General features: G+C 56.8%; 27 protein-coding genes and 1 pseudogene. 21 read left to right on the plus strand and 7 right to left on the minus strand.

Annotated features, from left to right (window positions below):
* Positions 1 to 32: 32 nt before the first annotated feature.
* The 6 genes from cysI to FE782_RS18700 all read left to right on the plus strand — a co-directional run bounded on the left by cysI (position 33) and on the right by FE782_RS18700 (position 5622).
* Entirely contained in the window at positions 33 to 1754 is a 1722-nt protein-coding gene (cysI, locus tag FE782_RS18675) for an assimilatory sulfite reductase (NADPH) hemoprotein subunit (protein ID WP_138195759.1), read from the plus strand.
* A 163-nt stretch (positions 1755 to 1917) separates the two neighbouring features.
* Positions 1918 to 2541: a TetR/AcrR family transcriptional regulator gene (locus tag FE782_RS18680; RefSeq protein ID WP_138195760.1), complete on the plus strand. Its 624-nt coding sequence runs from the start codon at positions 1918 to 1920 to the stop codon at positions 2539 to 2541.
* Entirely contained in the window at positions 2538 to 3548 is a 1011-nt protein-coding gene (locus FE782_RS18685) for an NAD-dependent epimerase/dehydratase family protein (protein ID WP_138195761.1), read from the plus strand. The genes FE782_RS18680 and FE782_RS18685 overlap by 4 nt, the downstream gene beginning before the upstream one ends.
* Positions 3549 to 3551: 3 nt before the next feature.
* On the plus strand, positions 3552 to 4064 hold the full coding sequence (locus FE782_RS18690; protein WP_138195762.1) for a GNAT family N-acetyltransferase: 513 nt from the start codon (positions 3552 to 3554) through the stop codon (positions 4062 to 4064).
* 133 nt (positions 4065 to 4197) lie between these two features.
* Positions 4198 to 5115, plus strand: a complete 918-nt coding sequence (locus FE782_RS18695) for a phosphotransferase family protein (RefSeq protein WP_138195763.1) — start codon at positions 4198 to 4200, stop codon at positions 5113 to 5115.
* Between the two features lie 15 nt (positions 5116 to 5130).
* Complete coding sequence (locus FE782_RS18700) at positions 5131 to 5622, plus strand: NUDIX hydrolase (RefSeq protein ID WP_138195764.1); 492 nt, start codon at positions 5131 to 5133, stop codon at positions 5620 to 5622.
* Positions 5623 to 5659: 37 nt separating this feature from the next.
* On the opposite strand, the gene FE782_RS18705 is transcribed toward FE782_RS18700, so the two are convergent.
* Positions 5660 to 6028: a hypothetical protein gene (locus tag FE782_RS18705; protein ID WP_138195765.1), complete on the minus strand. Its 369-nt coding sequence runs from the start codon at positions 6026 to 6028 to the stop codon at positions 5660 to 5662.
* A 140-nt stretch (positions 6029 to 6168) separates the two neighbouring features.
* Here FE782_RS18705 and FE782_RS18710 point away from each other — a divergent pair, with 140 nt between their 5' ends.
* The 4 genes from FE782_RS18710 (at position 6169) to FE782_RS18720 (ending at position 9199) form a co-directional block, all read left to right on the plus strand.
* Complete coding sequence (locus tag FE782_RS18710) at positions 6169 to 7137, plus strand: NAD(P)-dependent alcohol dehydrogenase (protein ID WP_338016902.1); 969 nt, start codon at positions 6169 to 6171, stop codon at positions 7135 to 7137.
* A gap of 84 nt (positions 7138 to 7221) precedes the next feature.
* Positions 7222 to 8355 carry a serine hydrolase domain-containing protein gene (locus FE782_RS18715; RefSeq protein WP_138195767.1) on the plus strand — a complete coding sequence of 378 codons (1134 nt, stop codon included), beginning with the start codon at positions 7222 to 7224 and terminating at the stop codon, positions 8353 to 8355.
* 24 nt (positions 8356 to 8379) lie between these two features.
* Positions 8380 to 8541: a hypothetical protein gene (locus FE782_RS32650; protein ID WP_202914562.1), complete on the plus strand. Its 162-nt coding sequence runs from the start codon at positions 8380 to 8382 to the stop codon at positions 8539 to 8541.
* A 22-nt stretch (positions 8542 to 8563) separates the two neighbouring features.
* Entirely contained in the window at positions 8564 to 9199 is a 636-nt protein-coding gene (locus FE782_RS18720; protein WP_238392558.1) for a GNAT family N-acetyltransferase, read from the plus strand.
* Positions 9200 to 9249: 50 nt separating this feature from the next.
* Here FE782_RS18720 and FE782_RS18725 read toward each other — a convergent pair whose 3' ends face one another.
* On the minus strand, positions 9250 to 11076 hold the full coding sequence (locus tag FE782_RS18725; protein ID WP_138195768.1) for a UbiD family decarboxylase: 1827 nt from the start codon (positions 11074 to 11076) through the stop codon (positions 9250 to 9252).
* 403 nt (positions 11077 to 11479) lie between these two features.
* On the opposite strand from FE782_RS18725, the gene FE782_RS18730 reads away from it, so the two are divergent.
* The 7 genes and pseudogenes from FE782_RS18730 to FE782_RS18755 all read left to right on the plus strand — a co-directional run bounded on the left by FE782_RS18730 (position 11480) and on the right by FE782_RS18755 (position 17403).
* Positions 11480 to 12610: a phosphotransferase gene (locus tag FE782_RS18730; protein WP_138195769.1), complete on the plus strand. Its 1131-nt coding sequence runs from the start codon at positions 11480 to 11482 to the stop codon at positions 12608 to 12610.
* Positions 12607 to 12942: pseudogene (locus tag FE782_RS32935) on the plus strand (NUDIX domain-containing protein); the annotation flags it as partial. The gene FE782_RS18730 and the pseudogene FE782_RS32935, both read left to right, overlap by 4 nt.
* Positions 12943 to 12993: 51 nt before the next feature.
* Positions 12994 to 13413 (plus strand): NUDIX hydrolase, encoded by a 420-nt coding sequence (locus FE782_RS32940; RefSeq protein ID WP_238392567.1) that lies wholly within the window; start codon positions 12994 to 12996, stop codon positions 13411 to 13413.
* Complete coding sequence (locus FE782_RS18740; RefSeq protein ID WP_238392559.1) at positions 13311 to 14192, plus strand: class I SAM-dependent methyltransferase; 882 nt, start codon at positions 13311 to 13313, stop codon at positions 14190 to 14192. The genes FE782_RS32940 and FE782_RS18740 overlap by 103 nt, the downstream gene beginning before the upstream one ends.
* Positions 14192 to 14890: a response regulator transcription factor gene (locus FE782_RS18745; RefSeq protein WP_138195772.1), complete on the plus strand. Its 699-nt coding sequence runs from the start codon at positions 14192 to 14194 to the stop codon at positions 14888 to 14890. Before FE782_RS18740 ends, FE782_RS18745 begins: the two co-directional genes overlap by 1 nt.
* 155 nt (positions 14891 to 15045) lie before the next feature.
* On the plus strand, positions 15046 to 16692 hold the full coding sequence (locus tag FE782_RS18750) for a sensor histidine kinase (RefSeq protein WP_158299455.1): 1647 nt from the start codon (positions 15046 to 15048) through the stop codon (positions 16690 to 16692).
* Between the two features lie 99 nt (positions 16693 to 16791).
* Positions 16792 to 17403 (plus strand): hypothetical protein, encoded by a 612-nt coding sequence (locus tag FE782_RS18755; protein ID WP_138195774.1) that lies wholly within the window; start codon positions 16792 to 16794, stop codon positions 17401 to 17403.
* Positions 17404 to 17491: 88 nt separating this feature from the next.
* On the opposite strand, the gene msrA is transcribed toward FE782_RS18755, so the two are convergent.
* Positions 17492 to 18451 carry a peptide-methionine (S)-S-oxide reductase MsrA gene (gene msrA, locus FE782_RS18760; RefSeq protein ID WP_138195775.1) on the minus strand — a complete coding sequence of 320 codons (960 nt, stop codon included), beginning with the start codon at positions 18449 to 18451 and terminating at the stop codon, positions 17492 to 17494.
* A 197-nt stretch (positions 18452 to 18648) separates the two neighbouring features.
* Here msrA and FE782_RS18765 point away from each other — a divergent pair, with 197 nt between their 5' ends.
* Complete coding sequence (locus FE782_RS18765) at positions 18649 to 19470, plus strand: helix-turn-helix domain-containing protein (RefSeq protein ID WP_138195776.1); 822 nt, start codon at positions 18649 to 18651, stop codon at positions 19468 to 19470.
* A gap of 51 nt (positions 19471 to 19521) precedes the next feature.
* Here the strand turns inward: FE782_RS18765 and FE782_RS18770 are convergent, their stop codons facing one another.
* A complete protein-coding gene (locus tag FE782_RS18770) occupies positions 19522 to 20253 on the minus strand; it encodes an HAD family hydrolase (protein ID WP_138195777.1) in 732 nt (243 codons plus the stop codon).
* A 158-nt stretch (positions 20254 to 20411) separates the two neighbouring features.
* Between FE782_RS18770 and FE782_RS18775 the strand changes: the two genes are divergently transcribed.
* Both FE782_RS18775 and FE782_RS18780 read left to right on the plus strand, forming a co-directional pair.
* A complete protein-coding gene (locus FE782_RS18775; protein ID WP_138195778.1) occupies positions 20412 to 21440 on the plus strand; it encodes a DUF2332 domain-containing protein in 1029 nt (342 codons plus the stop codon).
* Positions 21441 to 21662: 222 nt separating this feature from the next.
* Positions 21663 to 22112: a GyrI-like domain-containing protein gene (locus FE782_RS18780; RefSeq protein WP_138195779.1), complete on the plus strand. Its 450-nt coding sequence runs from the start codon at positions 21663 to 21665 to the stop codon at positions 22110 to 22112.
* A gap of 50 nt (positions 22113 to 22162) precedes the next feature.
* On the opposite strand, the gene FE782_RS18785 is transcribed toward FE782_RS18780, so the two are convergent.
* Both FE782_RS18785 and FE782_RS32350 read right to left on the minus strand, forming a co-directional pair.
* The gene (locus FE782_RS18785) at positions 22163 to 23095 is read right to left on the minus strand and encodes a sigma factor (protein ID WP_158299456.1); all 933 of its coding nucleotides are present in this window, start codon (positions 23093 to 23095) and stop codon (positions 22163 to 22165) included.
* On the minus strand, positions 23032 to 23568 hold the full coding sequence (locus FE782_RS32350) for a hypothetical protein (protein WP_162388364.1): 537 nt from the start codon (positions 23566 to 23568) through the stop codon (positions 23032 to 23034). Before FE782_RS32350 ends, FE782_RS18785 begins: the two co-directional genes overlap by 64 nt.
* On the opposite strand from FE782_RS32350, the gene FE782_RS18790 reads away from it, so the two are divergent.
* Positions 23555 to 24151 (plus strand): GNAT family N-acetyltransferase, encoded by a 597-nt coding sequence (locus tag FE782_RS18790; RefSeq protein ID WP_138195781.1) that lies wholly within the window; start codon positions 23555 to 23557, stop codon positions 24149 to 24151. The genes FE782_RS32350 and FE782_RS18790 overlap by 14 nt on opposite strands.
* On the opposite strand, the gene FE782_RS18795 is transcribed toward FE782_RS18790, so the two are convergent.
* On the minus strand, positions 24068 to 24523 hold the full coding sequence (locus FE782_RS18795; RefSeq protein WP_138195782.1) for a DUF441 domain-containing protein: 456 nt from the start codon (positions 24521 to 24523) through the stop codon (positions 24068 to 24070). The two genes, FE782_RS18790 and FE782_RS18795, sit on opposite strands and share 84 nt — an antisense overlap.
* Positions 24524 to 24541: the final 18 nt, after the last annotated feature.

The following is a 24541-nucleotide window of genomic DNA, read 5'->3' on the forward strand; positions in this document are numbered from 1 at the left end:
GTCCTTCAAATCGCGAGAGGAGTACGAGCGACATGTCAGAAAACAACTTGCTGTCACCGAACAGCGCGCCGCATAGCGACGTAGAGGATATCAAGCGTCGAAGCAACTACCTGCGGGGCACGCTGGAGGCGACGCTGGAAGACAGAATCACCGGGTCGATCCCCGAAGACGATAATCGATTGATGAAGTTCCACGGCAGCTACATGCAGGACGACCGGGACCTGCGCAACGAGCGGAAGAAGCAGAAGCTCGAGCCGGCATACCAATTCATGCTCCGCGTCCGCGCCGCGGGCGGCGTCGTGACGCCGCAGCAGTGGCTCATGATGGACCGCGTGGCGCAGAAATACGCGAATGGCACGATTCGCCTCACGACGCGCCAGTCGTTCCAGCTTCACGGCGTGCTCAAGTGGAACATGAAGTCTACGATCCAAGAAGTGAACGAAGCGCTGCTCAGCACGCTCGCCGCTTGCGGCGACGTCAACCGGAACGTCATGTGCAACCCGAATCCGCATCAATCCGAGATTCACGGCGAGGTGTACGAATGGGCGAGCAAGGTGAGCGCGCATCTCGACCCTCGGACGCGGGCGTATCATGAAATCTGGCTGGACGAGGAAAAGGTGTTCGACAGCCGCGAGCACGAGCCGGTCGAGCCGATCTACGGTCCGGTCTACTTGCCGCGGAAGTTCAAGATCGGCATCGCCGTGCCCCCGTCCAACGACGTCGACGTCTTCTCGCAGGACCTAGGCTTCATCGCGATCGTCGAGAACGGCAAGCTGGCCGGCTTCAACGTAGCCGTCGGCGGCGGCATGGGCATGACGCACGGCGACGCGAAGACGTATCCGCAAGTGTCGCGCGTCATCGGATTTATCAAGCCGGAGCAAATCGTCGACGTCGCCGAGAAGATCGTTACGATCCAGCGCGACTACGGCGACCGTTCCGTGCGCAAGCACGCGCGCTTCAAGTATACGATCGACGACCGCGGGCTCGAATGGCTCGTCGGCGAATTGCATGCCCGCCTCGGGTATGAGCTCGAAGAAGCGCGTTCGTACCATTTCGAGAGCAACGGCGATCGGTACGGATGGGTGAAGGGGACCGACGGCAAGTGGCACTTCACGATGTTCATCCAGAACGGTCGGGTCAAAGACTTCGAGGGCTACGAGCTGATGACGGGGCTGCGCGAGATCGCGAAGGTCCATACGGGCGACTTCCGATTGACGGGGAATCAGAATCTGATCATCAGCAACGTATCGAGCCAGAAGAAAAAGAAGATCGAAGACCTGATCAAGACGTACGGTCTCCACGACGGAGCTCATCATACGGCGCTGCAGCGCAACTCGATGGCATGCGTCGCGCTGCCGACGTGCGGACTCGCGATGGCCGAAGCGGAGCGGTACTTGCCGGAGCTGCTCGGCAAGATCGAGCCGATGCTCGACGAGAACGGCTTACGCGAGGAGGACATCGTCATCCGCATGACGGGCTGCCCGAACGGCTGCGCCCGTCCGATGCTGGCGGAGCTCGGCTTCATCGGCAAGGGGCCGGGCAAGTACAATATGTACTTGGGCGGCGGCTTCGCGGGGCAGCGGCTGAACAAGCTGTATCGAGAAAACATCGGCGAGAAGGAAATTCTCGACGAGCTGAAGCCGATCTTCAAGCGCTACGCGACGGAGCGCGAGGACGGCGAGCGCTTCGGCGACTTCGTCATCCGCGCGGGTTACGTCAAGGAAGTGCGCTCGGGATTGGATTTCCACGAATAATCATAGAACGAGAAGAGTCGGCCTTTCGGGGTCGGCTCTTTTTTTTGTGCGAGCCGAGCCTAGTCGTCATTTTCCAAGGAAACGATTGACACCTACGGAACGAGACGTTATTCTAATAAAAACCGACTGGTCAGTCATTTTAAACGATTGCGGGGGAGACGCGATGCCGAAAGTCAGCGACGCGTACAAAGAGAAGAAGCGAGCGGACATTCTGCGGCATGCGCTGGCCTGCTTCGGCGAGAAGGGATTTCAGAGCGCGACGATCGACGAGATCGCCCTCCGATGCGGTATGAGCAAGGGCGCGATCTACGGTTACTTCGCAAGCAAGGAAGAGATGTACATCCGCTTGATGGAGTCCGGCACGGAGGAGATGTTCCGGATGCTTCGCGACGATTTCGCCGGCTTGCCGGCCGTCCATAAGCTCCGGACGCTGATCCGCCATTATCGGAATCAGGAGCTCACGAGCGAATGGGTCGGCGCGGGCAGGGTGCATATGGAGTTCTGGATTCATTCGGCGCGGAACGAGGACGTGAAGCGCGTGATGGTCGACCGCTACGAACGATTCGTCGCGCTTGTGGAAGAGATCGTAGAGGAAGGCAAGCGGGAGGGCGTCTTCGGGGACGTGCATGCGCGGGAAATGTCGGAATTGTTCTGGGCGATGGCCGACGGCATCTTCCTGCGGATCACGGTGTTGGATCGGCAAGAGCTGTACGAGAAATTATGGGACGACGCGGAGGAGATGTTCCTCCGAACATTGTCGCGGAACGGAGACGGAGCGGCGTTATGAAGATTCTAGTACTAGGCGGGACTCGGTTCGTAGGCAAGCATATGGTCGAGGCGGCGACGGCGCGGGGACACGAGGTGACGCTGTTCAATCGGAATCAGCGGCCGGGCGTCTTCCCCGACTTGGAGACGCTCGTAGGCGATCGGGACGGAGACTTGAAGGCGCTGGAGGGAAGAACATGGGACGCCGTGATCGACACGTGCGGGTACGTGCCTAGAATCGTGAAGAAATCGTTGGAGGCGCTTGCGAGCCGCGTCGGTCATTACACCTTCATCTCCACGTTGGACGTGTACGACCAGCCCGATGTCGTGGGCATCGACGAGAGTCATCCGCTCGCGCCGCTGTCCGACGAATCGGTCGAGGACGTTCAAGACGCATACGGCCCGTTGAAGGCGCGTTGCGAGCAGGAGGTCGAACGAGCGATGCCGGGGCGAAGCCTGATCGTCCGCTGCGGCTTGGTCGTCGGCCCGGGAGATCTGTCCGATCGATTCACGTACTGGCCTACCCGTATCGCGAGAGGCGGGGAGACGTTGGCTCCCGGCAACCCGAACGCTCCGATCCAATGGATCGACGCCAGAGACTTGGCCGGATGGGTCGTACGCATGATCGAACGGCAAGCTCATGGCGTCTACAATGCGACCGGGCCCCAACCATGGGCGACGGTCGGAGACGTCCTGAGTCGGAGCAACGCAGCGCTCGGGTCGCCTGCGGACTTCGTCTGGGTGGAGGAACCGTTCTTGCTGGAGCGGGGCGTGGGCTTCTGGATCGAGTTGCCGCTCTGGCTGCCGGAGAAGGAAAACTTAGGCGGCATCATGACGCTTAACGTCTCGAAGGCGGTCCGGGAGGGATTGACGTTTCGTCCGCTGGAAGACACCGTTCGAGACACGTTCGCGTGGGACCGGGCGAGGGGCGCCGACGTCAAGCGCGTCGCGGGACTCGACGCGGAGAAGGAGCGGCGGCTGCTCGACGAGTGGCGCCGCTTCTTGGACGCGCGGATGCAGGGGGCTTGATCGATGATAAAGATGAACCTGACTCTCGAACGGGCGACCGCTTCCTCGCTCCTCGTCGTTCACGCCTTATGGGAGGACGCCTATCGGTTCATGGCCGCGAACGGCATCGAGCAGTGGCGTCCCGAGCAAGTGACGTTGGCAGCCGTAACGTACGCCTTCGAGCGTAGCGAGATGTTTCTCGTCCGCGACGCGTCCGAGAACGTCTTCGTCGGCACCTTCTTTCTGCTCCGTTCGGACCCTCATGTCTGGAAGGGCGACGAGCGGCCGGACGCGGCGTACTTACACCGTCTCGTCGTCGGACGCCGCTACGCGGGACTTGGGCTCGGGAAGCGGATGCTGGAGCTGGCGGAAGCGTACATGCGGGACCGCGGGATCGCTTGCTTCCGGCTCGATTGCATGGCGGACAACGCCAAGTTGAACGCCTTCTACCGTTCGGCGGGCTTCGCGTACAAGGGCCGCGCGGACGGCGCCGGCTGGAGCGCGAGCTTATACGAGAAAGAGCTGAGTTCATCATAGTAAATCGATCAATCACGGCGGTCCGCCCATAGGCGGCACCGCCTTTTTTTCGTTGAACGGGAAAGGAAAGTAGCATAAGATGGAAGGAAAGGAACCAAATCCATCCAGCTGCTGGCAAGGAGGCGCGACGAGGATGACGTCTTTCAAACCGACGATGAACGTCGAGCAAGCCAAGGCGGCGCTGCAGCGTATCGAAGGCGTTCCGGTCGAGGAAGCGACGCCGATTGAGATGGGCGAGATCAGCCGCGCGTTCCGCTACGCCGTCGGCGGCGAGGAGCGCATCGTCCATTTCAAATTCGACATGTCCGGCGTCGAGAAGACGAGATATATGGCGGAGCGATACGGGCCGATCTTGGGACTGCCTCGCGTGCTGAAGACCGGTTCCGTCGACGGCATCCCGTACACGGTGTCCGAGCTGCTGCCGGGCAAACCCCTGAGCCGGCTTCGCGAAGAGGAGCTGCTTGCGGCGATGCCCGATCTCGTTCGCCGGTTTCGCGAGCTGAACCGCATCCGGGGTTCCGAGGCGGACGGATACGGCTGGATATCGGCCGGGGGGAAGGCAGTCTACCCCAGCTGGGGAGCGTTCGTCGCATCGCTGTTCAGCGAGGAGCAAGAAGGGTTCTATGCAGGGTGGACGGCGTTGTTCGATCAAGGCATTCTGGAGCGGGACGTCTTCGACGCGGTATACGCCGCGATTCGCGAGCTTCTGCCTTACGCGCCGAAGGAGAAATATTTGGTCCATGGCGATTTTCACTTCTGGAACATGTTGTCCGACGGCGCGGCGGTGACGGGCATCGTCGATTGGGAGATGGCCATGTACGGCGATTTCATGTTCGACGTAGCCGTTCTGCATCTCTGGCATCCTCAGGCGCGCTTCCCGGAGCGCGTGCGCGAAGCGTGGGAAGCGGAAGGAGAAGCGATCCCGCGGTTCGAGGAGCGGTTGCGCTGTTACCGGTTGATCAAAGGGTTGGACGGGTTACGGTTTTACGCCAAGAAAGGGGACCGGCCGGCATATGACTTTATGAAGAGCGAGCTGATGCCGCTGCTTTGAACGGGAGCGAGGTCTGTGGAGGCGAAACAGGAGCGGGAGCACCGCCATACCGGCGTGTATGGGGTATGCGTGTCGGATCAACGATTGCTGGTCATTCGGAAAAGGCTGGGTCCGTACTCAGGGCAATACGACTTGCCGGGCGGGAGACTAGAGCCTTCGGAGTCGTTGGAACAAGCGGTGATGCGGGAGTTCCGGGAGGAGACGGGGACGGCGGTTCGAGTCGTCTCCAGCATCGGCGTCTGCGATTTCCAAGTGTTGTGGACGCTAAAGGATCGCTCGACGGAACGATTGCATCATATCGCGATGCTCTATCAGGTGGAGGTTGACCGTCGGGCGGAGGTTCATCCGATCGAGGCGTTCCCCGAACAAGATTCCGACGGGGCGGTCTGGTTGCCGCCGGAGGAGATCGAGCCTCGCGCCGCCTCGCCGGCGGTCCTTCAAGCGGTCGAATGGCTTCGCTCTCATCGCTTGTCCGTCGCTAGAAGCTTGTTCGATTACAGAACGTAGAGAAAGAGAGCGCGAGTGTTCTCACGCTCTCTTTCCCTTATTGCAGGATTTGGAGAATGTTTTGCGGCGGCACGCGGGTGCTTCGAATCGTCTCGATCTGCGCGTCCGTCAAGCGTCGCCCCACGACGATGAGCGAGGACATCCGGTCGTTGTAATCCGCCAAGTCCGCGACATTCGTATTGCCGCGGAACACGCGCATCGTGCCTCGGAAATCGGTTCTCGAAAACAGCAGCAACGTCACCAGCCTGCTGTTCACGACGTTCCGAAGCCGGAAGCTGGACAGTTGCCCGTTGAAGCCGAGCGCGCGCGCATCGCGGATGGCGACGCCTCCGCGTCTCAGCTGGATGCGTCGGCCTGCGAAGTTAACGTCGGCGAACATCTCCAGTCTGACATCGCGATTGACCATAGTAGACATAACCCCTTCCCTATGAGGATATGTAGTAGTCTATGACAGCCCGGAAGGAGTGGCATGGGTAGATGCGAGGCGATAGATGACTATTTCTAGCCCGTCGGCCGATAGAAAGGGGAGGGTTCGAAGTGAAGGCGATGATGTATACCTCTTACGGAACCGCGGAACGACTCGCGCTGCAAGAAGCGGAGAAGCCGATTCCCGCTTCCGGCGAAGCGTTGATCCGAGTGTATGCCGCATCCTTGAATTCATGGGACTGGGATTTGTTAAGAGGGAAGCCGTGGTTGACCCGCCTTGAGGGGCTGAGAACCCCGAAGTACAGCATATTGGGAGCGGACATTGCCGGACGGGTGGAAGCGGTGGGCAGCGGCGTCCATGCGTTCCGTCCCGGGGATGAAGTGTTCGGGGACCTCTCCGGCTGCGGCTTCGGCGGATTTTCCGAATACGTTAGCGCTCGAGCGGACGTTTTGTCGTTGAAGCCGGCCGGCATGTCGTTCGAGGAAGCCGCGTCGGTTCCCCAGGCGGGCGTCCTTGCTTTACAGGGTTTGAGGGTCAAGGGAGGCATCAAGAGAGGACAGAACGTATTGATCAACGGCGGGGGCGGAGGCGTAGGAACGTTCGCGGTGCAGCTCGCTAAGATGTACGGTGCAGACGCGACCGTCGTCGACGCCGCCGGGAAGCTGGATAAGCTCGTCTCGATCGGCGCGGATCGAGTCGTCGACTACGCGGCGGAGGATATTTCGAAAATGGGAGAAACCTACGACCTCGTCCTAGATGTAGTGGGCAATCGATCCGCGCTGGATTTCATCCGGATCCTGCGCCCGCAAGGCTCCTACGTCATGGTCGGAGGGGCCGTCCGTCGATTGGTTCAGCTGCTTCTCCTCGGCCCGCTGCTTTCGATGGCGACCCGCAAGAAATTAAGCATCTTGATCCACAGACCGAACCCGCAGGATCTGCGGCTGTTGGGCGAGTTCTATGCGGCCGGAAAGCTTGCGCCCGTCATCGATCGATGTTACCCGCTGCGGGAGGCGGCCGAAGCTTTCGAATATTTCGGGAGCGGACGTCATGTCGGGAAAATCGTCATTCGCATGGAACCGGAGAGTTAATAAATAGGAAAATCTATTGCCAGGTCCGCTTCGCTGACCAATAATGGAGGCATTACCATTTTCAAAGCATAAGGATGATGAACCTTGGATTTCACGCCGCTGTCCCGATTTATCGACCATATCACATCTTGGCGCATTCCGTGGGCGGAGGTGCTGGTCATACACCGCAACGAGACGGTGTTCCGTTACCGGAACGGCTGCGCCGACTTGGAGGAGAAGACGCCGATCGACGACCGGCGGATCATTAACCTGTATTCGTTGACGAAGATCATGACGTGCGCCGCAGGGCTCCAACTCGTCGAGAAGGGCGCCGTGCTGCTGCAGGATCCGCTGTCGGCCTATTTGCCGGAATACGCCGAGATGACCGTGAAGAAGACGCTGCCCGACGGTACGGTCGCTTTGGAGAAGGCGGAGAGACCGATCGCGGTGCGCGATCTGTTCGCCATGACGGCCGGCTTCTCGTACGATCTCGGTGCCCCTTCCATTCGGGACGTCGTCCGACGTACGGAAGGCAAGGTGCCGACCCGCGAATTCGCGGCGGCGCTCGCGAAAGAGCCGCTGCTGTTCGAACCCGGCACGCGATGGAACTACAGCCTCTGCCATGACGTGCTCGCCGCATTGGTCGAGGTCGTGGACGGCAGGACTTTCGGCGCGTACGTGCGGGAACAGATCACCGAGCCGCTCGGAATGCGCGATACGGGCTTCGATCTTTCCGGCGAGCAGCTGAGCCGCCTGGCTCCGCAGTACGAATATAACGATGCGCTGGGGAAGCCCGTTCGCAAAGACGGGAACGGATTCCGGATCGGAACGTCGTTCGAAAGCGGCGGAGCGGGACTGCTGTCGACCGTAAGCGACTACGCGCTGTTCTTGAACGCGCTGACCAACCTGGGCACAAGCCCGGACGGCGTTCGCATTCTGTCGCCGGTGTCGGTCGAGTTGATGCGAACCGATCATCTCATCGAGGAGATGCGGGGCGATTTCTCCTGGGTGCAGCTGGCCGGCTACGGCTACGGGCTGGGCGTCAGAACCCATATCTCGAAGGCGGAGAGCGGATCGTTGAGCCCGCACGGCGAATTCGGGTGGAGCGGCGCCGCCGGATGTCTCGCCATCATCGACCCGGCATCGCGATTGACCGTCATGTATGCGCAGCATTTGCTGAATAATCAGGAGCCCTACGTCCATCCGAGGTTGAAAAACATCGTTTACGGATGTCTGTAGGCTTACACCGAAGAGGAGGAAGTCATGAATTATTACTACGCGATCGTAGCCGGAATTCTTGCGGTCGTCTCCTTCTTTACCGGCGAAATCGTATCGTACGTACTGCTCGGATTTATTCTCTTGGCGTTAAACAATATTCATAAGGTGTTGCAGGACATCTCGAGAAAGATGGATAAGAAGGACTGAACCGGAGGAGGGGAGCGACGCCTTGGACATTCCGGACTTGAATCTCTTTATGATGTGCGGCGCCTTGAACCCGGCTGCGCTTCGCGGCATGCCGCCGCCGTTCCGCATCCGAACGTGCAGGAAAGAGGAGTTGGACATCTGGAAAGCGATGCCATTCGACGATGCGGATACGGCCGAGGCCTATCGCGGCTATATGACGAATTTTTTTCAAGACGTATACGCGGGCGAAGGGGATTCGTTTTTCGAAAAGTGCTTATTCGTCTGCGATGCCGACGATAAGCCGATCGCCACATGTTTTGTATGGAAAGCCTACAACCGAGTCAACACGCTGCATTGGTTTAAGGTGTTGAAGCCATACGAAGGAAGAGGCATCGGCCGGGCGTTGCTTACCGCGGTCTTGCAGGACCTTCAGCCGGAAGATTACCCCGTCTATCTCCATACGCAGCCTGCCAGCTATCGTGCGATCAAGCTGTATGCCGACTTTGGGTTCGTCGTCTTAACCGACCCCGTCGTCGGGAGTAGACGCAACGACGTAGAAGCGTGTTTACCCATTCTCGAACGGTTCATGCCCCCGGAAAATTTCGCGAAGCTGCGATTCGCCCAAGCGCCGAAGGATTTCTTGGAAGCGGTGCATTCTTCCGAAATCCATGAGTTTTAAAAGAAGAGCGGCAGTCCGGACGTTGCCGTCCGGGCTGCCGCTCTATTCTTTTATAAAATGCCGCTCAAGCTGCCGCCGGAGGCGAACAGCCGGTCGATCCGCTTCTCGACCGACGGGTCGGGGACGAGGGGCGGGGCGTGATGAGGCTTCGTCCGCGCGTCGATGACAACGTTGTCGCAGCCCCAATGCTTGAACGCGTACCCGGCGTTCACCCCGTATATATCATGGGACGGATTGCTTCGGGTGAAGGTCGTCCATAAGAAGTTAGCCAGCGACGCGCTGACGAAGGAGCTGTCGTCGCATAACACGATCAAGGGGCATTCCGGCATCGCGCCGCGTGCGCCGAGCGCGTCCGTCAGCTCCCGCAGCTGCCGTTCGGCCTCCGTATAGCCGAAGAAGGCCGGTCCTTCCAACGCGACGACCCCCGGCAGGGCGAGCCGCGGGTTCCCGAAATCGCGCAGCTCCTTAAGCTGCTCCGGAACGTCGGCGCACAGCTCGCGCTTCTTGTCGCCGCAGGCGGCGAAGATGACTTTGCTTCCTTGGTTGAGGCCGGTACCGGAATAGTCCAGCGTGTCGATCGTCGTATTCGTCTGGAAGTGGAGATCTCGCTTCAGGTCGATCCTCTCCAGCACGTACTGTAAGAACTCCGCTTCGCGATGCGTGCTAAGCGGCTGCCTCTCCTCGGCGGCGATAAACAAATATTTGGCAAGACTCAGTTGGCCCGTGCCGAGGATCCGATTCGCGATCGTAAGCAGCTCGGCCGGTTGTCTCACCGCGGCGTAAGGGGTATATCGTTCGCTGCCGATGGCGAACAGCAGCGGGTGAACGCCTGCGGCGTCGACGGCGTGAACCTCCTTCACGCCCGGCACCTCCTGCTTCACGGCGTCGCCGGTCAACTCGTGAATGAGCGCTCCGAACGCCGTATCCTCTTGAGGCGGTCTGCCGACGACGGTGAACGGCCAGATCGCGTTGCGCTTCGCGTACACCTTCCGGACGCGCATCATCGGGAACGCATGGACTAAGCTGTAGTACCCGAGATGGTCGCCGAACGGTCCTTCCGGCTTCGTCTCTCCGGGATGAATCTCGCCCGTAATGACGAAGTCGGCGTCGCCGCTGACGCAGTAGTCGTCCACATAACCGTATCGGAAGCGGCGTCCCGATAACAGGCCGGCGAACGTCAGCTCGCTTAAGCCTTCCGGCAGCGGCATAACGGCCGACAACGTATGCGCCGGCGGTCCGCCGATGAAGATGCTCACTTTGAGCGGTTCGCCCTTCCGGTCGGCTTTATGCTGGTGAATTCCGATGCCACGGTGAATTTGGTAATGGAGCCCGATTTCTTGATTCGCCGCATACTCGTTCCCTGTCAGCTGCACCCGGTACATGCCCAAGTTGGCGTTCATAACGCCCGGCTTGTCCGGATCTTCGGTATACACCTGCGGCAGCGTGACGAAGGCGCCTCCGTCCATCGGCCAGTGCTTGATCAGCGGAAGATCGGTAATCGCCGCTTCCTCGAATCCGGCCGAGGCGTTGCCGAGTTTCAAAGGCAGCGCCTTCGTCGCCGCCGTCGCCGCTCGAACGTTCCGGAACGGCTGCTTCAACGCCTTCATCGGATCGTTGCGCAGCGCGATGACGTTTTGCGTCGCTTCCCACGTCTGCCGGAACATAAACTTGCTTCGTTCCAGCGTGCCGAACAGGTTGGAGACCGCTCGATAACGAGAACCTTTCACGTTTTCGAACATGAGTGCCGGCCCGCCCGCCTCGAATACGCGAAGATGGATCGCGGCCATCTCCAGTTCGGGATCTACTTCCTCGCGGATCCGAACGAGATGACCGTGCCGTTCCAGATCGATAATGCAAGATTCCAATGTAGAGTACATCTTAAGTTGCTCCTATCGTTAGGCAGCGGATCGCTGCGAAATATCGTAAGATGGCGTAACCTTATTTTACATGTTTGCGCCTAGCTTTGAAAGAACGGCAGGCCCGCTCGTCCTGACCATATGGGAATATTTACATGAATAGGGTATGATGGAGGAATCGAAAGTCGTAGTCGGCGCAATTAATAGATTGTTACGCAGGTCGGAGGCGAATCGACGCGGCTTTGTCCGAATTGGTCGCAGAGCGGCTATCCTCGGGCGGGGATAACGGCGAGTCTATTGAAAGCGTACCCATGAAAGAGTCGGCTATGGAGCTATACGCGGACTAATCCGCTACGCCAAAACAAGCGAGATCGCGGATTTCGAAATCATATAAGTCGTTATGACGATGACGTAGAGGTGAAGTATGGCTACTGAAAATGACATTGCAAAAGAGATAGACGTAGATCGTCTGCAGGCGATCTCTAACCGGATCTTAACGGAAGAGAGCGCAGTCCTCATGGACTGGAGCTGCCATCCGATCGGCCCGCGCGCTAACAATTTCGTAACCGCGGGGGTTTTCAGAATATCCGGAAATACCAGGTTGCGGAACGGGGCGGTCCGGGCTTGGTCGGTCATTGTTAAAGTCGTAAGAGAAGATCCTCGACGGGATGACCCCGCCCATTATAATTACTGGCGCCGCGAGATTTTGGTTTACGATTCAGAACTTCTTCGCAATTTGCCGGCGAACATCGTTGCGCCGCAATGCTATGGGATCGACGGACAGGTCGACGGATCGGTATGGTTGTGGTTGGAAGATATCCCTCATGAGCGGAGAACATGGGGATGGGACGATTATCGATACGCCGCGGGAAAGCTGGGAGAGTTCCACGCTGCTTATCTGACAGGACATCCGCTTCCCGAAGCTCCTTGGTTGAATAAACAGTGGCTGCGCTCGTGGATCAAGGAATGTATCCGTTACCGGGATGTACCGGATCCGCAAGCTATGGCATCGCTATTATCCGATCGAAGATCGGCCTCCCTGATTCAACGGTTTACTCGGTTGGAAGGTTCGATCGGCGCATGGTTACAAGCGCTCGAGCAGCTTCCAAGGACACTCTCCCACCAAGATGTTTACGAGCATAATACGATGTTGGACGCCGCCCGACAAGAGGAAGGGAAGCTTGCGGTGATCGATTGGCAATTCGCGAGTATTTCCGGAATCGGAGAAGATCTCGGCCGTTTCCTAGGGTTGGCCGTAAGCCGTGGCGATGTGCCTGTCGAACGATTTGGAGAATACCGCGAGCTCTTCATGTCGTCATACATCGGCGGCATGAAGCGCTCCGGCTGGGGCGGAGACGAAACCCTTCCGCGAATCGGTTGTTTCGCGGCTTTCGCGTTGCGTTCCGTATGGGAAGTTCCCAAGCTGCTTAAGAAACTGGAAAAACAGCCGGACTCATCGGAATGTAAACGCTTGTTTCTCGTCGCGGAACATCAATTGGACGCAGCGTCGGAAGTCGAACGATTATTGATGAATCTGGAGGTGTCCCGGCGGTGAGTAGACCGAGAGTTTGCGCCGCGATTATGAAAGACGACCGCATCTTAATGGTGCTGCACGAGCACGGGGATCAGAGCTATTGGACGCTCCCCGGAGGCGCCGTCGAAACGGGGGAAACCTTGGAAGCGGCGGTATTGCGGGAAGTAAGAGAGGAAGTAAGCTTGAACGGGACCGTCGAACGACTGCTCTTCGAAGATACGTACGCCTACGGTCCTGAACATTGTTATTTAGTCCGTGTCGACGATGGGGAAGACGCACGGCTTGGGTATGATCCGGAGTTGGCTTCAAGCGACCAAATCTTGAAGGGACTGGCATGGTTTTCGCTTGCCGCAATGAAGGACGATCGACAAGTGAAACGGGTAATTCAAAGTTTATCCGTTCCGATAAGCCAGTGGATCGGAGCGGCGGCCGTATGCGTCGATGCGGACGGCCGATTGCTCATGGTGCTGCAAGGGAAACCGGAAGAGGAGAAGCGTTGGTCCGTCCCCTCCGGCGGGATCGAACCGGGAGAAACGTTAGAGCAATGCTGCATGAGGGAAGTGTTCGAAGAGACGGGGTACAGGAGCAAGGTCGTTAAGAAAATCAAAGAAAAAACGGGATCGCACGGCACTGCGGAATATCATGTTACTTACTTCGAAGCGGAGATCGTAGACGGTACTCCGACGATTCAAGACCCGGACGGACTGATTTACGATATTGATTGGAAGAGCCGGGAGCAAATGAAAGCTCTGCCGTTTTCCTTCCCGGAGGATCGAGAATTCCTGCTGAATTATTTGGAGGGGCCATGTCGGGAAAAGAACTAGCGAACCCAAGAACGCATAAGGATTGGTTGCCTCCGCACTCGCTTGCGTGGTATGCGCAGCTCGGTAAAATGACCGGACAGTATCGTCTTCCGTGGAATTTGACGATTTCGGGGCCGAATGCCGAGGCGATTTTCGAGGAAGAGGTCTCATCTATGGTCCGGAATAAGATCGTTTTAGACATCGGGTGCGGACACGGAGAGTTTACGGTTCGTTGGGGTCCGGTGGTAAAACAAATCGTCGGCATAGACATTACCGACGATTTTATCGAAGCGGGGAAAGCGAAAGGCTTTGCGAATGTATCCTTCGTCGCGGCCGATTCGAAACAGAGGCTCCCGTTCGACGACAACGCATTCGATTGCGCGTATAACCGCAAGGGACCGACCTCCGCGTATGTCGACGTTCGACGGATTGTGAAACAAGGCGGTCGCATAATGGGCCTTCATCCAGGCGACCGGTTGTCGCCGGAGCTGCCGCAGCTGTTCCCCGACCTATTCGAACCGTTGCGCGAGGGCACGCCCGTGTTGGATAAACTGAAGGCTAATTTAGAAAAAGGGGGATTGCTCGATCAAGCCTCCATCGAAATCGTGAAGAGCGCATCCTACTTACATGAGCCTTTGGATATCGTGAAGATTTGCTGCTTCGGACAAAGGCCTTCTATCTATGAAATGGTTGTGGATACTTGGATGCCGGAAATCGAGGAGAGCTTCGAAAGACATGCCACCGAAGAAGGGTTGGCGGTTACAGGCGAAACCTATCTTGTTCGAATAAGGATGGAATGATGAAAGTACGAGACGGGGGCGTGGTGACGCTGAAGCATCGCATTGCGATCGTTGACGATCAAAATATATTGGTTGACGGCTTATCGACGATTTTAGACGTACAAGAGGATATGGAGGTGGTCGGGACGGCCGCGAACGGCGTCGAAGCGCTGGAATTGGTCGAACGACTTCGTCCGGATATCGTGCTCATGGATATTCGAATGCCGTTGCTCGATGGGGTGGAGACGACGAAGCGCATGAAAGCCGCCTATCCGGACGTCGCGATTCTCATTCTCTCGACGTTCGCCGAATCCAACGCCATCGTAGAGTGCATGGCGCACGGGGCATCCGGTTTTCTCCTTAAGGATATTCGAAGTGCCAAGCTCGTAGAGAGCATTCGCGAGGCGATCCGAGGGGAGTTGGTGCTCCCGGCGGCGATCGCGGCGAAGCTGGCCGAACGGCTGCAAAGCATGACCGCCCATATGGAAGACGGGAAGGAGAGCCGACGCTGGAAGGAAGGCGATATCAAGCTGACGGATCGGGAAGCGGAAATCGCGCGGTTGCTGCTGAAAGGGTGGAATAATCGGCAAATCGCAGCGGCGCTCTACCTGTCGGAGGGGACGACGCGGAATTACGTAAGCGCCATATACCAGAAGCTCGGCACGAACGAGCGGGCGCTTGCGCTGGTACGGCTGCGAGAGGCGTTGGGGGAGGCATGAAGCGGCGGTTTACGTCTTCGCACTACCTGTTTATGGCCGGGGCGGTTTTCTTTCAGCTGTTGGTGTATGGAATTCTCCACGCAACCGCCGTTCCGAGGCCCGATTCCGTCGTATCCTTGGAAGTACGACACGCTTGGGGAACGCAGCCGCCATCCATGGGGAGCTGGCAAGCAGGGCTTCCCTCGACCCCCGACGGCGAAGGGCATCCGTTGTGGCTGAAGCTCGAGGGGGCAAGCGGACCATGGAAGGATCCGCGGCTTGTATTTTACCCTTCCGTACCTGTGGTTGCTTTATACAAGGACGGTACGGAAGTACGGGAAGAGACGTTGAACGAGCTCGGACACGATCCCCGGTTCGTGACGGAATGGTCCGCCATGCCGTTGCAGCCGGAAGAGGCTGGCGGTCCGCTGATCCTCCGACTTGACCGGCTGGCCTCCGTGCCTTGGGCGATCGAGATGGCCGAGTCCGCCGATTGGGTAACGCATCTCTTTCGGTCGGACCTGCTGCTCTTCGTAAGCTTTATGATTCTGCTGTTCCTGGGCCTGGTCGCGATCGGCTTATACGCGGCGTTCCCGCGGGAACCGCTGCACCTCATTCTCGCCCTGTTCGCATGGTGCTTATCGCTGAACTTCCTCGTGAGGATTCAATCCAAGTCCCTCTTCCTAACGGCGCCCGACGTGTATTTCGCTTTGGGCATCGCGGGCGCGGTCGGATGGCCGATATTCGCGCTTCTGTTCTTCGAGCGAGTCGTCCATCCTTCGTTACGGAACATGACGCGGGCGCTTTGGGTCGGTTATGGGTCCCTTTGCGCGGTTGCGATCGGATGCATCGCGGTCGAACCGAAGGCGTTTCATTTTCTCGAGAACGGGTTAATGATGTTGGTCGTGCAAGCCTTGATGCTGGCGATCGTCGTGCTGATCGTTCTTTCGATTCGCCGCGAATCGAAGAACGTGGAGTACTCATTCTTCCTATTCGCTTTTACGGTGTATTTCTTGGATTTCGCGACCGCCATAGCCCTCCCGGTCCAGGGCGGCGGCGTAGCTTCGAGTTTAGCGTTGGCGCTCGGATTTACAGCCGTCATGCTGCGGCGCTATTGGGCGACCCAACGAGAGGTGCAGCAGCTGAACGCGGGGCTGGAGCGGAAGGTGCAAGACCGAACGGAGGCGTTGACGCAGGCGATTGCCGATCGGGCCGCGATGGAAGAACGCAACCGGGTCGCGCATGAAATCCACGACGTCGTCGGACATACGCTCACCGGTGCAATCGTGCAGCTGGAGGCGGGGCAGCTATTGCTCGGTCGCGATCCCGACCAGGCTCAGCGCAAGGTGGAGACCGCCCAGGAGCTTGTGCGGAAAGGGTTGGACGACATTCGCGCTTCCGTTCGCATGCTGCGGGACGACGCTTGGTCGGAGCCGATTATCGATTTGATGCAACGGGCCGCGCTGGAAACGGAACACCATGCGGACGTGGAAATTCGGCAGCGCTTCGACGCAAACTTGCCCGAGCTCTCTTCGTCGTTTAAGAGCTTGCTCTACTCCGCGCTGCTCGAGGGCATCTCCAACGGCATTCGGCACGGCGGAAGCCGTGCGTTCGAGGTGGAGCTTACGAGGGAGAAGGATCGGCTGCGCTTCCGTCTACGCAACGAAGGACGCCCGTACGCCGGCGAAGAGTTCGGATTCGGCCTGCAAGCGCTGCGCGGGCGCGCCGAGAGGCTGGGCGGTACGTTCGGCTTTCGTTCGAACGGCTCGGAAGGCGGCGCCGTGCTTGAAATCTTCTTGCCCTTACACGATCCAGCCATATGACATCACGCATGACACCGATCACTGCTCATATGATGACTTCTCTCGCTACAATGAGTTTCGAAAGCAAGCAAACTCGAAGCGAAGGGATTGTTGATGACGATGGAATTGCAAAAAGCGGCGAAGGTGTTCGGTTTTATCGGGATGTTGGGAGGTATGGCGCAAATTCCGGCTCGATTTTTCATCCAACCGGAGTATACCGGCGGCGTGGAAGGCATGATCGGCTGGACGCTTGACGCCATGGCGATGTTGTGTTCGTTGTTCTTATTTACCGGCCTCTTTCTCGTACAGCTCCACAAGATGGGACGCTTCGGCATGTTCTCGTACATTTTCTTGCTGTTGGTGACGGCGCTGTGGGCGGGCCACCAGTACGGGCTGCTTCTTTTGGCGCCGGAGCTGGTGCGGTTGGATCCCGAGATTATGTTATCCACCAGCATGCCGCCGCTCCTGTTTATGATTGCGACGCTCGGCAACATTGCGCTGAAATGGATTGCTTACCTTCTGTTCGCCGGCGTGTCGCTGAAGCACCGGGTCGTGCCGCGTTGGGCGTTAATCCTTCTGATGATCGGCATCTCCCTCGATTTCGCCCCGATGGGCGACTATTTAGAAAGAATCGTAGTCGGGATCGCATTCGTCGTGTTGGGCAGCATGCTGTGGCGCGGGATCGGCGAAAGGCAGGATCAGCCTAAGGCGACTGCGCCGGTTGCAATCTAACGCAGGGAATAAGCTGCGGGTCAACCGCGAAACGAACGGCAGCCAAGGACGCAAGCGCGTCCCGGGCTGCCGTTATTCGTCATGCAGCTTACGATTTGAAAAGCTTCGCGAATTCCCCGTACCCTTCCTCCTCGAGTTTGTCCTTCGGTATGAACCGAAGGGCGGCGGAGTTGATGCAATACCGGAGGCCGGTCGGCTGAGGACCGTCTTCGAACAGATGGCCGAGGTGCGAATCGCCTTCCTTGCTGCGAACCTCGGTTCGGATCATGTTATGGCTGACGTCGATATGCTCGGTTACGCCGGCATCGTCGATCGGCTTCGTGAAAGACGGCCATCCGCAGTGCGCGTCGAACTTGTCGCGAGAACTGAACAACGGTTCGCCGGAAACGATATCGACGTAGATGCCTTCCTCCGTATGATCCCAGTATTCGTTGCGGAACGGAGGCTCGGTAGCGTTGTTTTGGGTAACTTCGTATTGAATCGGGGAGAGTCGGCGTTTCAGCTCCGCATCCTTTTCTCGATCCTTCCAGGCTTCCTTAATGAAGCGCTCGCGGCCCGAGCCGGCGAAATATGCCTTATACCGAACCGGATTCGTCTTGTAATACTGTTGATGATAGGCCTCCGCCGGATAAAACGGAGCCGCCGGCAGGATCGGCGTGACGATCGGCTTGGCGAATCGGCCACTTTCGGCAAGGCGACGTTTCGACTCTTCCGCGAGCGTTCGCTGCTCCTCGTCATGCACGAAGATGGCCGTGCGGTAAGAGTCGCCGCGATCGCCGAATTGGCCGCCGGGGTCGGTCGGATCGATCTGCTGCCAGAACAGCTCGAGCAGTCGTTCGTAAGAGAATACCTCGGGATCGTACGTAATTTGCACGGCTTCGTAATGGCCCGTCGTATCCGAGCATACTTGCTCGTACGTTGGGTTCTCGACGTGGCCGCCCGTATATCCGGAGACGACGGAGTGGATGCCGGGCTCTTCGTCGAACGGCTTCACCATGCACCAGAAGCAGCCGCCGGCGAACGTGGCCGATTTTCGTATATCGCTCATAAATGAACACCTCGTTGTGTAGTGGAGTGAACGGTTACCGAAATTTTATCAGACTGCGGGGCATATGCAAAATGCGAATCGACCCGAACGTTCGCGGACTCAACCGTGGGTTGAGGATATCGAATTTTCGCTTAAGCGGTTATTGTTCCAATCGCAGATCGCCCATAAAATGGTTGGTGAGAGGAAGGGGGATCGCCATGAAGGAAACTTTGGCTCGGAATATCGCAAGATATCGGAAAGAAAGAGGCTATACCCAGGAGGAGCTTGGACGGATGCTCGGGCTTTCTTATCAAGCGGTGTCGAAATGGGAAAATGCGTTAACCATGCCGGACCTTGCGCTGCTTCCGGATTTATCTAAAGCGTTGGAGGTAAGCATCGAGAAGTTGCTCGGCTATATTTCGCAGGACGGTCGAATCTCCATCTACGAGGATGCATATAAAACTCCTGATTATTATTGGGGAACGGAGCCGAATACGGCCTGTTACCAAGTTCTGCGAATACGGCCGCCGACGCGACGCCTCAAGCTATTGGACATCGGGTGCGGGGAGGGGAAGGATGCCGTATTTTTCGCGAGAAACGGGTACGAGGTCACCGCGTTCGACGTCTCGGATGCGGGAATCGAGAAGACGAAGAAGCTCGCCGACAAGATCGGCGTTCACGTCAATGTTTTTAAAGCGGATTTATTGGATTTTCGCTTAGATACCCATTTCGATATTTTGTTTTCCAGCGGAGTGCTCCATTACATCAAACCCGACTACCGCGATGAAATTTTCATGAATTACAAGCAATTTACAAACCCGGAGGGCGTGCACGCCTTTAACGTCTTTCTGGAGAAACCTTTTATTGCGCCTCCCCCGGAACGGGAAGAGAATGCATATAAGTGGTATTCGGGGGAGCTGCTTTCTCATTATCATGATTGGCTTATTTTAGAGAGTTCGGAAACCGTGTTCGACTGTAACTCATCGGGGATTCCTCATAAGCATGCGATGGCGAAAATGATTTCGCAAAAGGTTCCTTAGAGATAACCTGTTAGTAAGCCTCCCGTTCGGTTTTGAACGGGAGGTTTTCCGTTAGTCGATACGCCTGGTAAGTTCGTGCTTCAGTTCTTCGATCGTCCGAAGCGTCAAATACGGTTGGATCCCGGCCGGGGAGGATTTCCCCGCAGGGTTGATCCAGATGCCCCGAATTCCTAGTTTCGCAGGCGCCGCGATCTCCCACTCATAATTATCTCCCACCATCCAGGCGTCTTCGGCGCGCACGTCAAGCAGCTCCAACGCATGTTTGTAGACAGCAGGCTCCGGCTTCCCGATCCCGAAATCCTCCTCGACGATAATCTGATCGAAGTACTGCGCCAATCGGAACCGATTGATTTTGCCCCATTGCGGCTCCGAAGCTCCGTTCGTTAGTAAAGCGAGCCGCAACCCAAAGCTTCTAGCCGTTATCAACGTATCGACAGCGCCTGGATGCAGGGTAATGAGCTCGTCGCGTAATTTACCGTAAGATCGTGCGATTTGCAGCGCCGTCTCAGGTGTTTTCAAAATTCCCGATTGGCGGAGAGCCTCGGTTATGATCTGCCTTCTGGCTTCGGGAAGTTGCAATCGACCGACTCTGTGCCGTTCCGCATCGCTCCAGTGCCAACGCGCCTGCCGCTGAATCGCCTCTACAAGTGTGGGAATTACCTCAAGATGGGTATCGGAAAGATGTAAGTTACATGCCTCCAACCAACATTGCTGCAGATCAAGGCCATGGTCGAAGGCAATTAACGTGTCGTCAAGATCGAGTAAGAGCGCTTTGGGAAGCAGATCGAACCCTCCTTATTCGTGTTCCAATTGTCACCAGTATAACATTGCTTCGGTTGATTTTGATTAACGAAACCGATCGGTTCTATAAAAACAATGAGGTGTGATTCCATCTTAAGTCGTGTTATGATTCCACTAAATGGAAGACGGGCGGTGTCTGGATGGAAATGCATGTTTTGTCCGAGCGGTTCAGGGGATTTGCCGCAAAGGAATGTAAGGGTTCTAGCAGCCTCTACGAACATCTTGCCGGGAACATCGCCGACGACGCAACGCTGCTTCGGCTGGCCGCGCAATCGAGAATGGGTCAACCCGTTCCGAACCTATTCCTAGGCGCGGTTCATTATCTTTTGTTAGAGGGCGTAGATCACCCCTTAGCGGAGTATTACCCAAGCATTGTAAGGGAGCCTCGAGAGTCTTCGACCGCCATTCATCGGTTTAAGGATTTTTGTAAGCAGTACGAACAAGAGATCATTCAGATCATCCAAACCAAGCTTGTACAAACGAACGAAGTGAGTCGCTGCGCCTACTTGTATCCGAGCTTTTGCTACATTTCTAAATTAACCGAAAGACCCTTGGCACTCATTGAGATCGGAACAAGCGCCGGATTGCAGCTTTTGTGGGATAAATACAGTTATTCTTACGTTACCGACGGTCCAAAGTACGGTAACGAATCGGCGGTCCTGGAGATCGCGTCCGAGCTCCGAGGAGATAAATCCCCGTTCCTCTTTAAGCGCAGCCCGCCAGTCGCGTCGAGAATCGGAATAGATTTGCATGTGAACGATCTCGCCGAGCCTGAAGATTATTTATGGCTGAAAGCACTGATTTGGCCCGAGCACCAAGAACGGCTATCCCGCTTTGAAAAAGCCGCGTCGTGTCTGGAAGATGAATCCTTGGAGTTACTTGAGGGGGATGGCGTTGCTTTACTGCCGGAAATAGCTTCAAACATTCGTAAAGATTCAACGTTATGCGTATTTCACACTCATGTAGCCAATCAGATGACTCATGAGGCTAGGATCGCCTTAGAGCAGCATTTTCGAGCTATCGGCAAGGAGAGAGAAGTCTTCCACCTCTATAACAATATGTGGGATCTGCATCTTCTCCATCTCGATTATTACAAAGACGGGATGGAATACAAAGAAACGCTGGCTCAGATCGACGGGCACGGCAGGTCATTCCAATGGTTACTATGAACGGGAAACTGTAGCGGGAGACTATTAGGTGCTGTATATTGTGCCGATGAGCGACGATGTCGCTAACGCGATTTTGCTATGGACTTACGAAGAACCGTACGATTTTTATAATAGTGAACGAACTCCGGATGCAGTAAGGGGATTGCTCGACGGTGACCATTATGCAATATTGGATGCGAGCAAAGAGATCGTCGGATTCTGTGCCCGAAGGAGGAGCGCGAAATGACAGCAATTCGCCAAGTACAAGTAGTTGAGCTGCCGGAAATTCATCTGATCGGCTTGAGCATCACCTCGCCGTTCAAGGGTCATCAGCCTGATAGGGTGGAAAAGATGAAACAGGAATTCCTAACGCGCAAAGACGAAATTTCCAACGCCATCCGACCGGAGCGATGTGTAAGCCCCAGCTTTTCATCGGAAGTTCTCTTTACCTATTTTGTTTGTATGGAAGCAGCCGATCTTTCCGCCATACCGGAAGGGATGATCGGGTTTACCGTGCCGCCGCACCGGTATGCCAAGGTCGTGTCCGCAGGGGATCCTTATCAGGACATCCGCGAATATTTGAAGGGAAACCGACTTCGACCGAACGAAAGAGCTCTTGCACTAGAAGTGTATCATTTTGAGAATCCGGTATGGCCGAGCGGAGCCGAAGTGTTTGTGCCGATCTTGGAATAGGCGATCATCTCGGGAGCACGACGGAGCTATCTGTATTGATGCGGCGCCATCTACTGGCCTGCTATTGTCTGGAAAGGCTTTAAGCCATAGGCGTCGGCAATGGGGCCTAACTTGTCGGGATTTCTTATGATAAAGATGCTGCGTACGAGCGTAGCTTTTACTTCGAGCGCTAGGATGCCCTGTAATTCTCCATCCGATTCGGCCAACAAGGCCGGACCTCCGTTGGTCGCGACGAGTTCGAACCGAAGCGGACCCAGCGTCCGTGCCGTGATGTTCAGCAAGCCATGAAGGTAAGCGGCGACATGCCCTGAGGATACAATCGGGTTCGTCGCCGTCCGTACGCCCGGACCTCGGTCCGTATATAATACGACGTCTTGCGAGAGCAAGCGAACGAAGGGGGCCAAGTCCCCTTCCGACAACGCGTATAATAAACACGTTACGAACGGCTTCATCGGTCGAGAAACCATCGTTACTTCAGGGTCGCGACCCACCTTGCTCTTGGCGCGGCTGTAAATTTTTCGGCATGCGAGCTCCGTGCGATCAACGACTTTCGAGATGTCTTTATAGTTCCATTCGAACACTTCCCGAAGCACATAGACGGCGCGGTCGATCGGAGGCAAGGCTTCCATCAACAGAAACGCGGCGATGGACAACCTGTCGTTCCGAAGCACTTGTTCCTCGATCGGCGCGACCGGCGAATCGACGGGCAGAAGCTCCGGAAGCCATGTTCCGGAGCCGCGTTCGTTCCGCCACCTTGCAGATTTCATCGTGTCCAAGCATCGGTTGGTAGCGATTTTGGCCAGTAACGCTTTCGGGTTATCGATCTCCCTTGAGATGTATGCACGCGCTTGAAGGAACGTTTCCTGTACGATGTCCTCCGCTTCGTGCAGCGTGCCTAGCATCTGATAGGCGAGTCCGGTCAAGAAAGATCGGTATTGCGAATACCAGTCTTCCCATCTTGCTTCGACGAGTTTCGTTTCCATTCGGGTCCTCCTTTCGATCGAGCGCCGTACACATATAGTAAATAGGCTTCGAGCGCAAAGATCAAGCCCGCAGCAGGCAAGAAGCCCGGATCGAACGCTGCGTGCACCGCCACGATGCCGAGGACGACGGGCGCGAGGATAATGAGCGCGGGCAGGATGAGCCGATTGCGAAGCAACAATACGGCGCATCCCAGTTCGATGCTTTTGTGCAGCGCCAGCAGGGCGTCCGAGCCTCGATATAAGGCGACGATCTCCGGATCCGTAGGCAGAATCGGCGGAAATCCGAGAACGAACATAAACCCGTTACATGCACCGATCAAAAAAGTGATCCCCAACAGCCACCGCGCGAGATGTTCGAAACGTGTCATAGATTTCATCCGTTTTTTCGCACTCCATTTCGTTTTTGTTTCGAATATAACGATCAGGTCGTGCGATTTGTGACCGAAGGAGGAAAAAAACATGAACGTCCACATTCGCGTATTAGAAGCATCGGATGCGGAGGCATACCGGCATGTCCGGTTGCAAGCCTTGCGGACCGACCCCGAAGCATTCGGGTCGACTTATGAGAAGGAGGCGGGGGTTCCGCCGGAGTCGATAATCGAGCGGATTCGGCCGGCGCAGAATCGATTTACATTAGGGGCTTTCCTAGATAATGGCGCGCTGGCCGCGATCGTAACCTTCGTGCGAGAAACCGGTACGAAGACCGAACATAAGGGGAACGTGTTCGGTATGTACGTGTCCCCGGAAAGCCGCGGGAGAGGCGCGGGGAAAGCGATCATGACCGAGTTATTGCGAATGGCGAAAAAGCTGGAAGGGGTCGAGCAAATCAACCTAACGGTCGTATCCGACAATGTCCCTGCCAAAAGGTTGTATGAATCCCTAGGCTTTAAGAGGTTTGGCGTCGAGCGGAACGCATTGAAATATGGTGGGCGATATTTCGACGAAGACTGGATGGCGTATCGACTGGAGCCGTTAACCGAAGAAGAAATCTTTGATCATCATCAGCATGGCCGCGATTCCCGCAGCCATCAGCGGCCCGGCGGGAACCCCTTTTAAGAAGACGATGCCGAATATGGAGCCGATGACGAGCCCGGCGATAAGATGGGGCTCGGCTTGCAGCAGCTGCAGGCCTGTCCCGTTCGTGTACGTGGCCAGCGCGCCGCCGGCCAACGCAAGGATCCCCGGCGGGCTTGTGAAGATGGAAGCGACGTCTTTCTTAGTAATTTTCCCGCTCAAAAAAGGGACTAGCACCCCGATCGTAAGCAGCATGAGCCCCGTCTCAAGTCCTCTTCGTTCGATGACGGGGAGGAGTTGATCCAGAGAGAGCAGCTTTATGATGAGGAGAATGCATGCCGAGGTTGTAACATTGCGGGACCGCCCGATCAGGCCGATAACGACTAAGCCGACAAGCAGCAATTCTCCGTCCATAGCAAGACCCCTGTCCAT

The sequence above is a fragment of the Paenibacillus antri genome, from assembly GCF_005765165.1.
Taxonomy (GTDB): domain Bacteria; phylum Bacillota; class Bacilli; order Paenibacillales; family YIM-B00363; genus Paenibacillus_AE; species Paenibacillus_AE antri.

Coding starts and splice junctions, on each gene's coding strand:
- cysI (WP_138195759.1), top strand. CDS start 33: ATGTCAGAAAACAACTTGCTGTCACCGAACAGCGCGCCGCATAGCGAC.
- FE782_RS18680 (WP_138195760.1), top strand. CDS start 1,918: ATGCCGAAAGTCAGCGACGCGTACAAAGAGAAGAAGCGAGCGGACATT.
- FE782_RS18685 (WP_138195761.1), top strand. CDS start 2,538: ATGAAGATTCTAGTACTAGGCGGGACTCGGTTCGTAGGCAAGCATATG.
- FE782_RS18690 (WP_138195762.1), top strand. CDS start 3,552: ATGATAAAGATGAACCTGACTCTCGAACGGGCGACCGCTTCCTCGCTC.
- FE782_RS18695 (WP_138195763.1), top strand. CDS start 4,198: ATGACGTCTTTCAAACCGACGATGAACGTCGAGCAAGCCAAGGCGGCG.
- FE782_RS18705 (WP_138195765.1), bottom strand. CDS start 6,028: ATGGTCAATCGCGATGTCAGACTGGAGATGTTCGCCGACGTTAACTTC.
- FE782_RS18710 (WP_338016902.1), top strand. CDS start 6,169: ATGATGTATACCTCTTACGGAACCGCGGAACGACTCGCGCTGCAAGAA.
- FE782_RS32650 (WP_202914562.1), top strand. CDS start 8,380: ATGAATTATTACTACGCGATCGTAGCCGGAATTCTTGCGGTCGTCTCC.
- FE782_RS18725 (WP_138195768.1), bottom strand. CDS start 11,076: ATGTACTCTACATTGGAATCTTGCATTATCGATCTGGAACGGCACGGT.
- FE782_RS18730 (WP_138195769.1), top strand. CDS start 11,480: ATGGCTACTGAAAATGACATTGCAAAAGAGATAGACGTAGATCGTCTG.
- FE782_RS18745 (WP_138195772.1), top strand. CDS start 14,192: ATGAAAGTACGAGACGGGGGCGTGGTGACGCTGAAGCATCGCATTGCG.
- FE782_RS18750 (WP_158299455.1), top strand. CDS start 15,046: ATGGGGAGCTGGCAAGCAGGGCTTCCCTCGACCCCCGACGGCGAAGGG.
- FE782_RS18755 (WP_138195774.1), top strand. CDS start 16,792: ATGGAATTGCAAAAAGCGGCGAAGGTGTTCGGTTTTATCGGGATGTTG.
- msrA (WP_138195775.1), bottom strand. CDS start 18,451: ATGAGCGATATACGAAAATCGGCCACGTTCGCCGGCGGCTGCTTCTGG.
- FE782_RS18765 (WP_138195776.1), top strand. CDS start 18,649: ATGAAGGAAACTTTGGCTCGGAATATCGCAAGATATCGGAAAGAAAGA.
- FE782_RS18775 (WP_138195778.1), top strand. CDS start 20,412: ATGGAAATGCATGTTTTGTCCGAGCGGTTCAGGGGATTTGCCGCAAAG.
- FE782_RS18780 (WP_138195779.1), top strand. CDS start 21,663: ATGACAGCAATTCGCCAAGTACAAGTAGTTGAGCTGCCGGAAATTCAT.
- FE782_RS18785 (WP_158299456.1), bottom strand. CDS start 23,095: ATGGAAACGAAACTCGTCGAAGCAAGATGGGAAGACTGGTATTCGCAA.
- FE782_RS18790 (WP_138195781.1), top strand. CDS start 23,555: ATGAACGTCCACATTCGCGTATTAGAAGCATCGGATGCGGAGGCATAC.
- FE782_RS32350 (WP_162388364.1), bottom strand. CDS start 23,568: ATGTGGACGTTCATGTTTTTTTCCTCCTTCGGTCACAAATCGCACGAC.
- FE782_RS18795 (WP_138195782.1), bottom strand. CDS start 24,523: ATGGACGGAGAATTGCTGCTTGTCGGCTTAGTCGTTATCGGCCTGATC.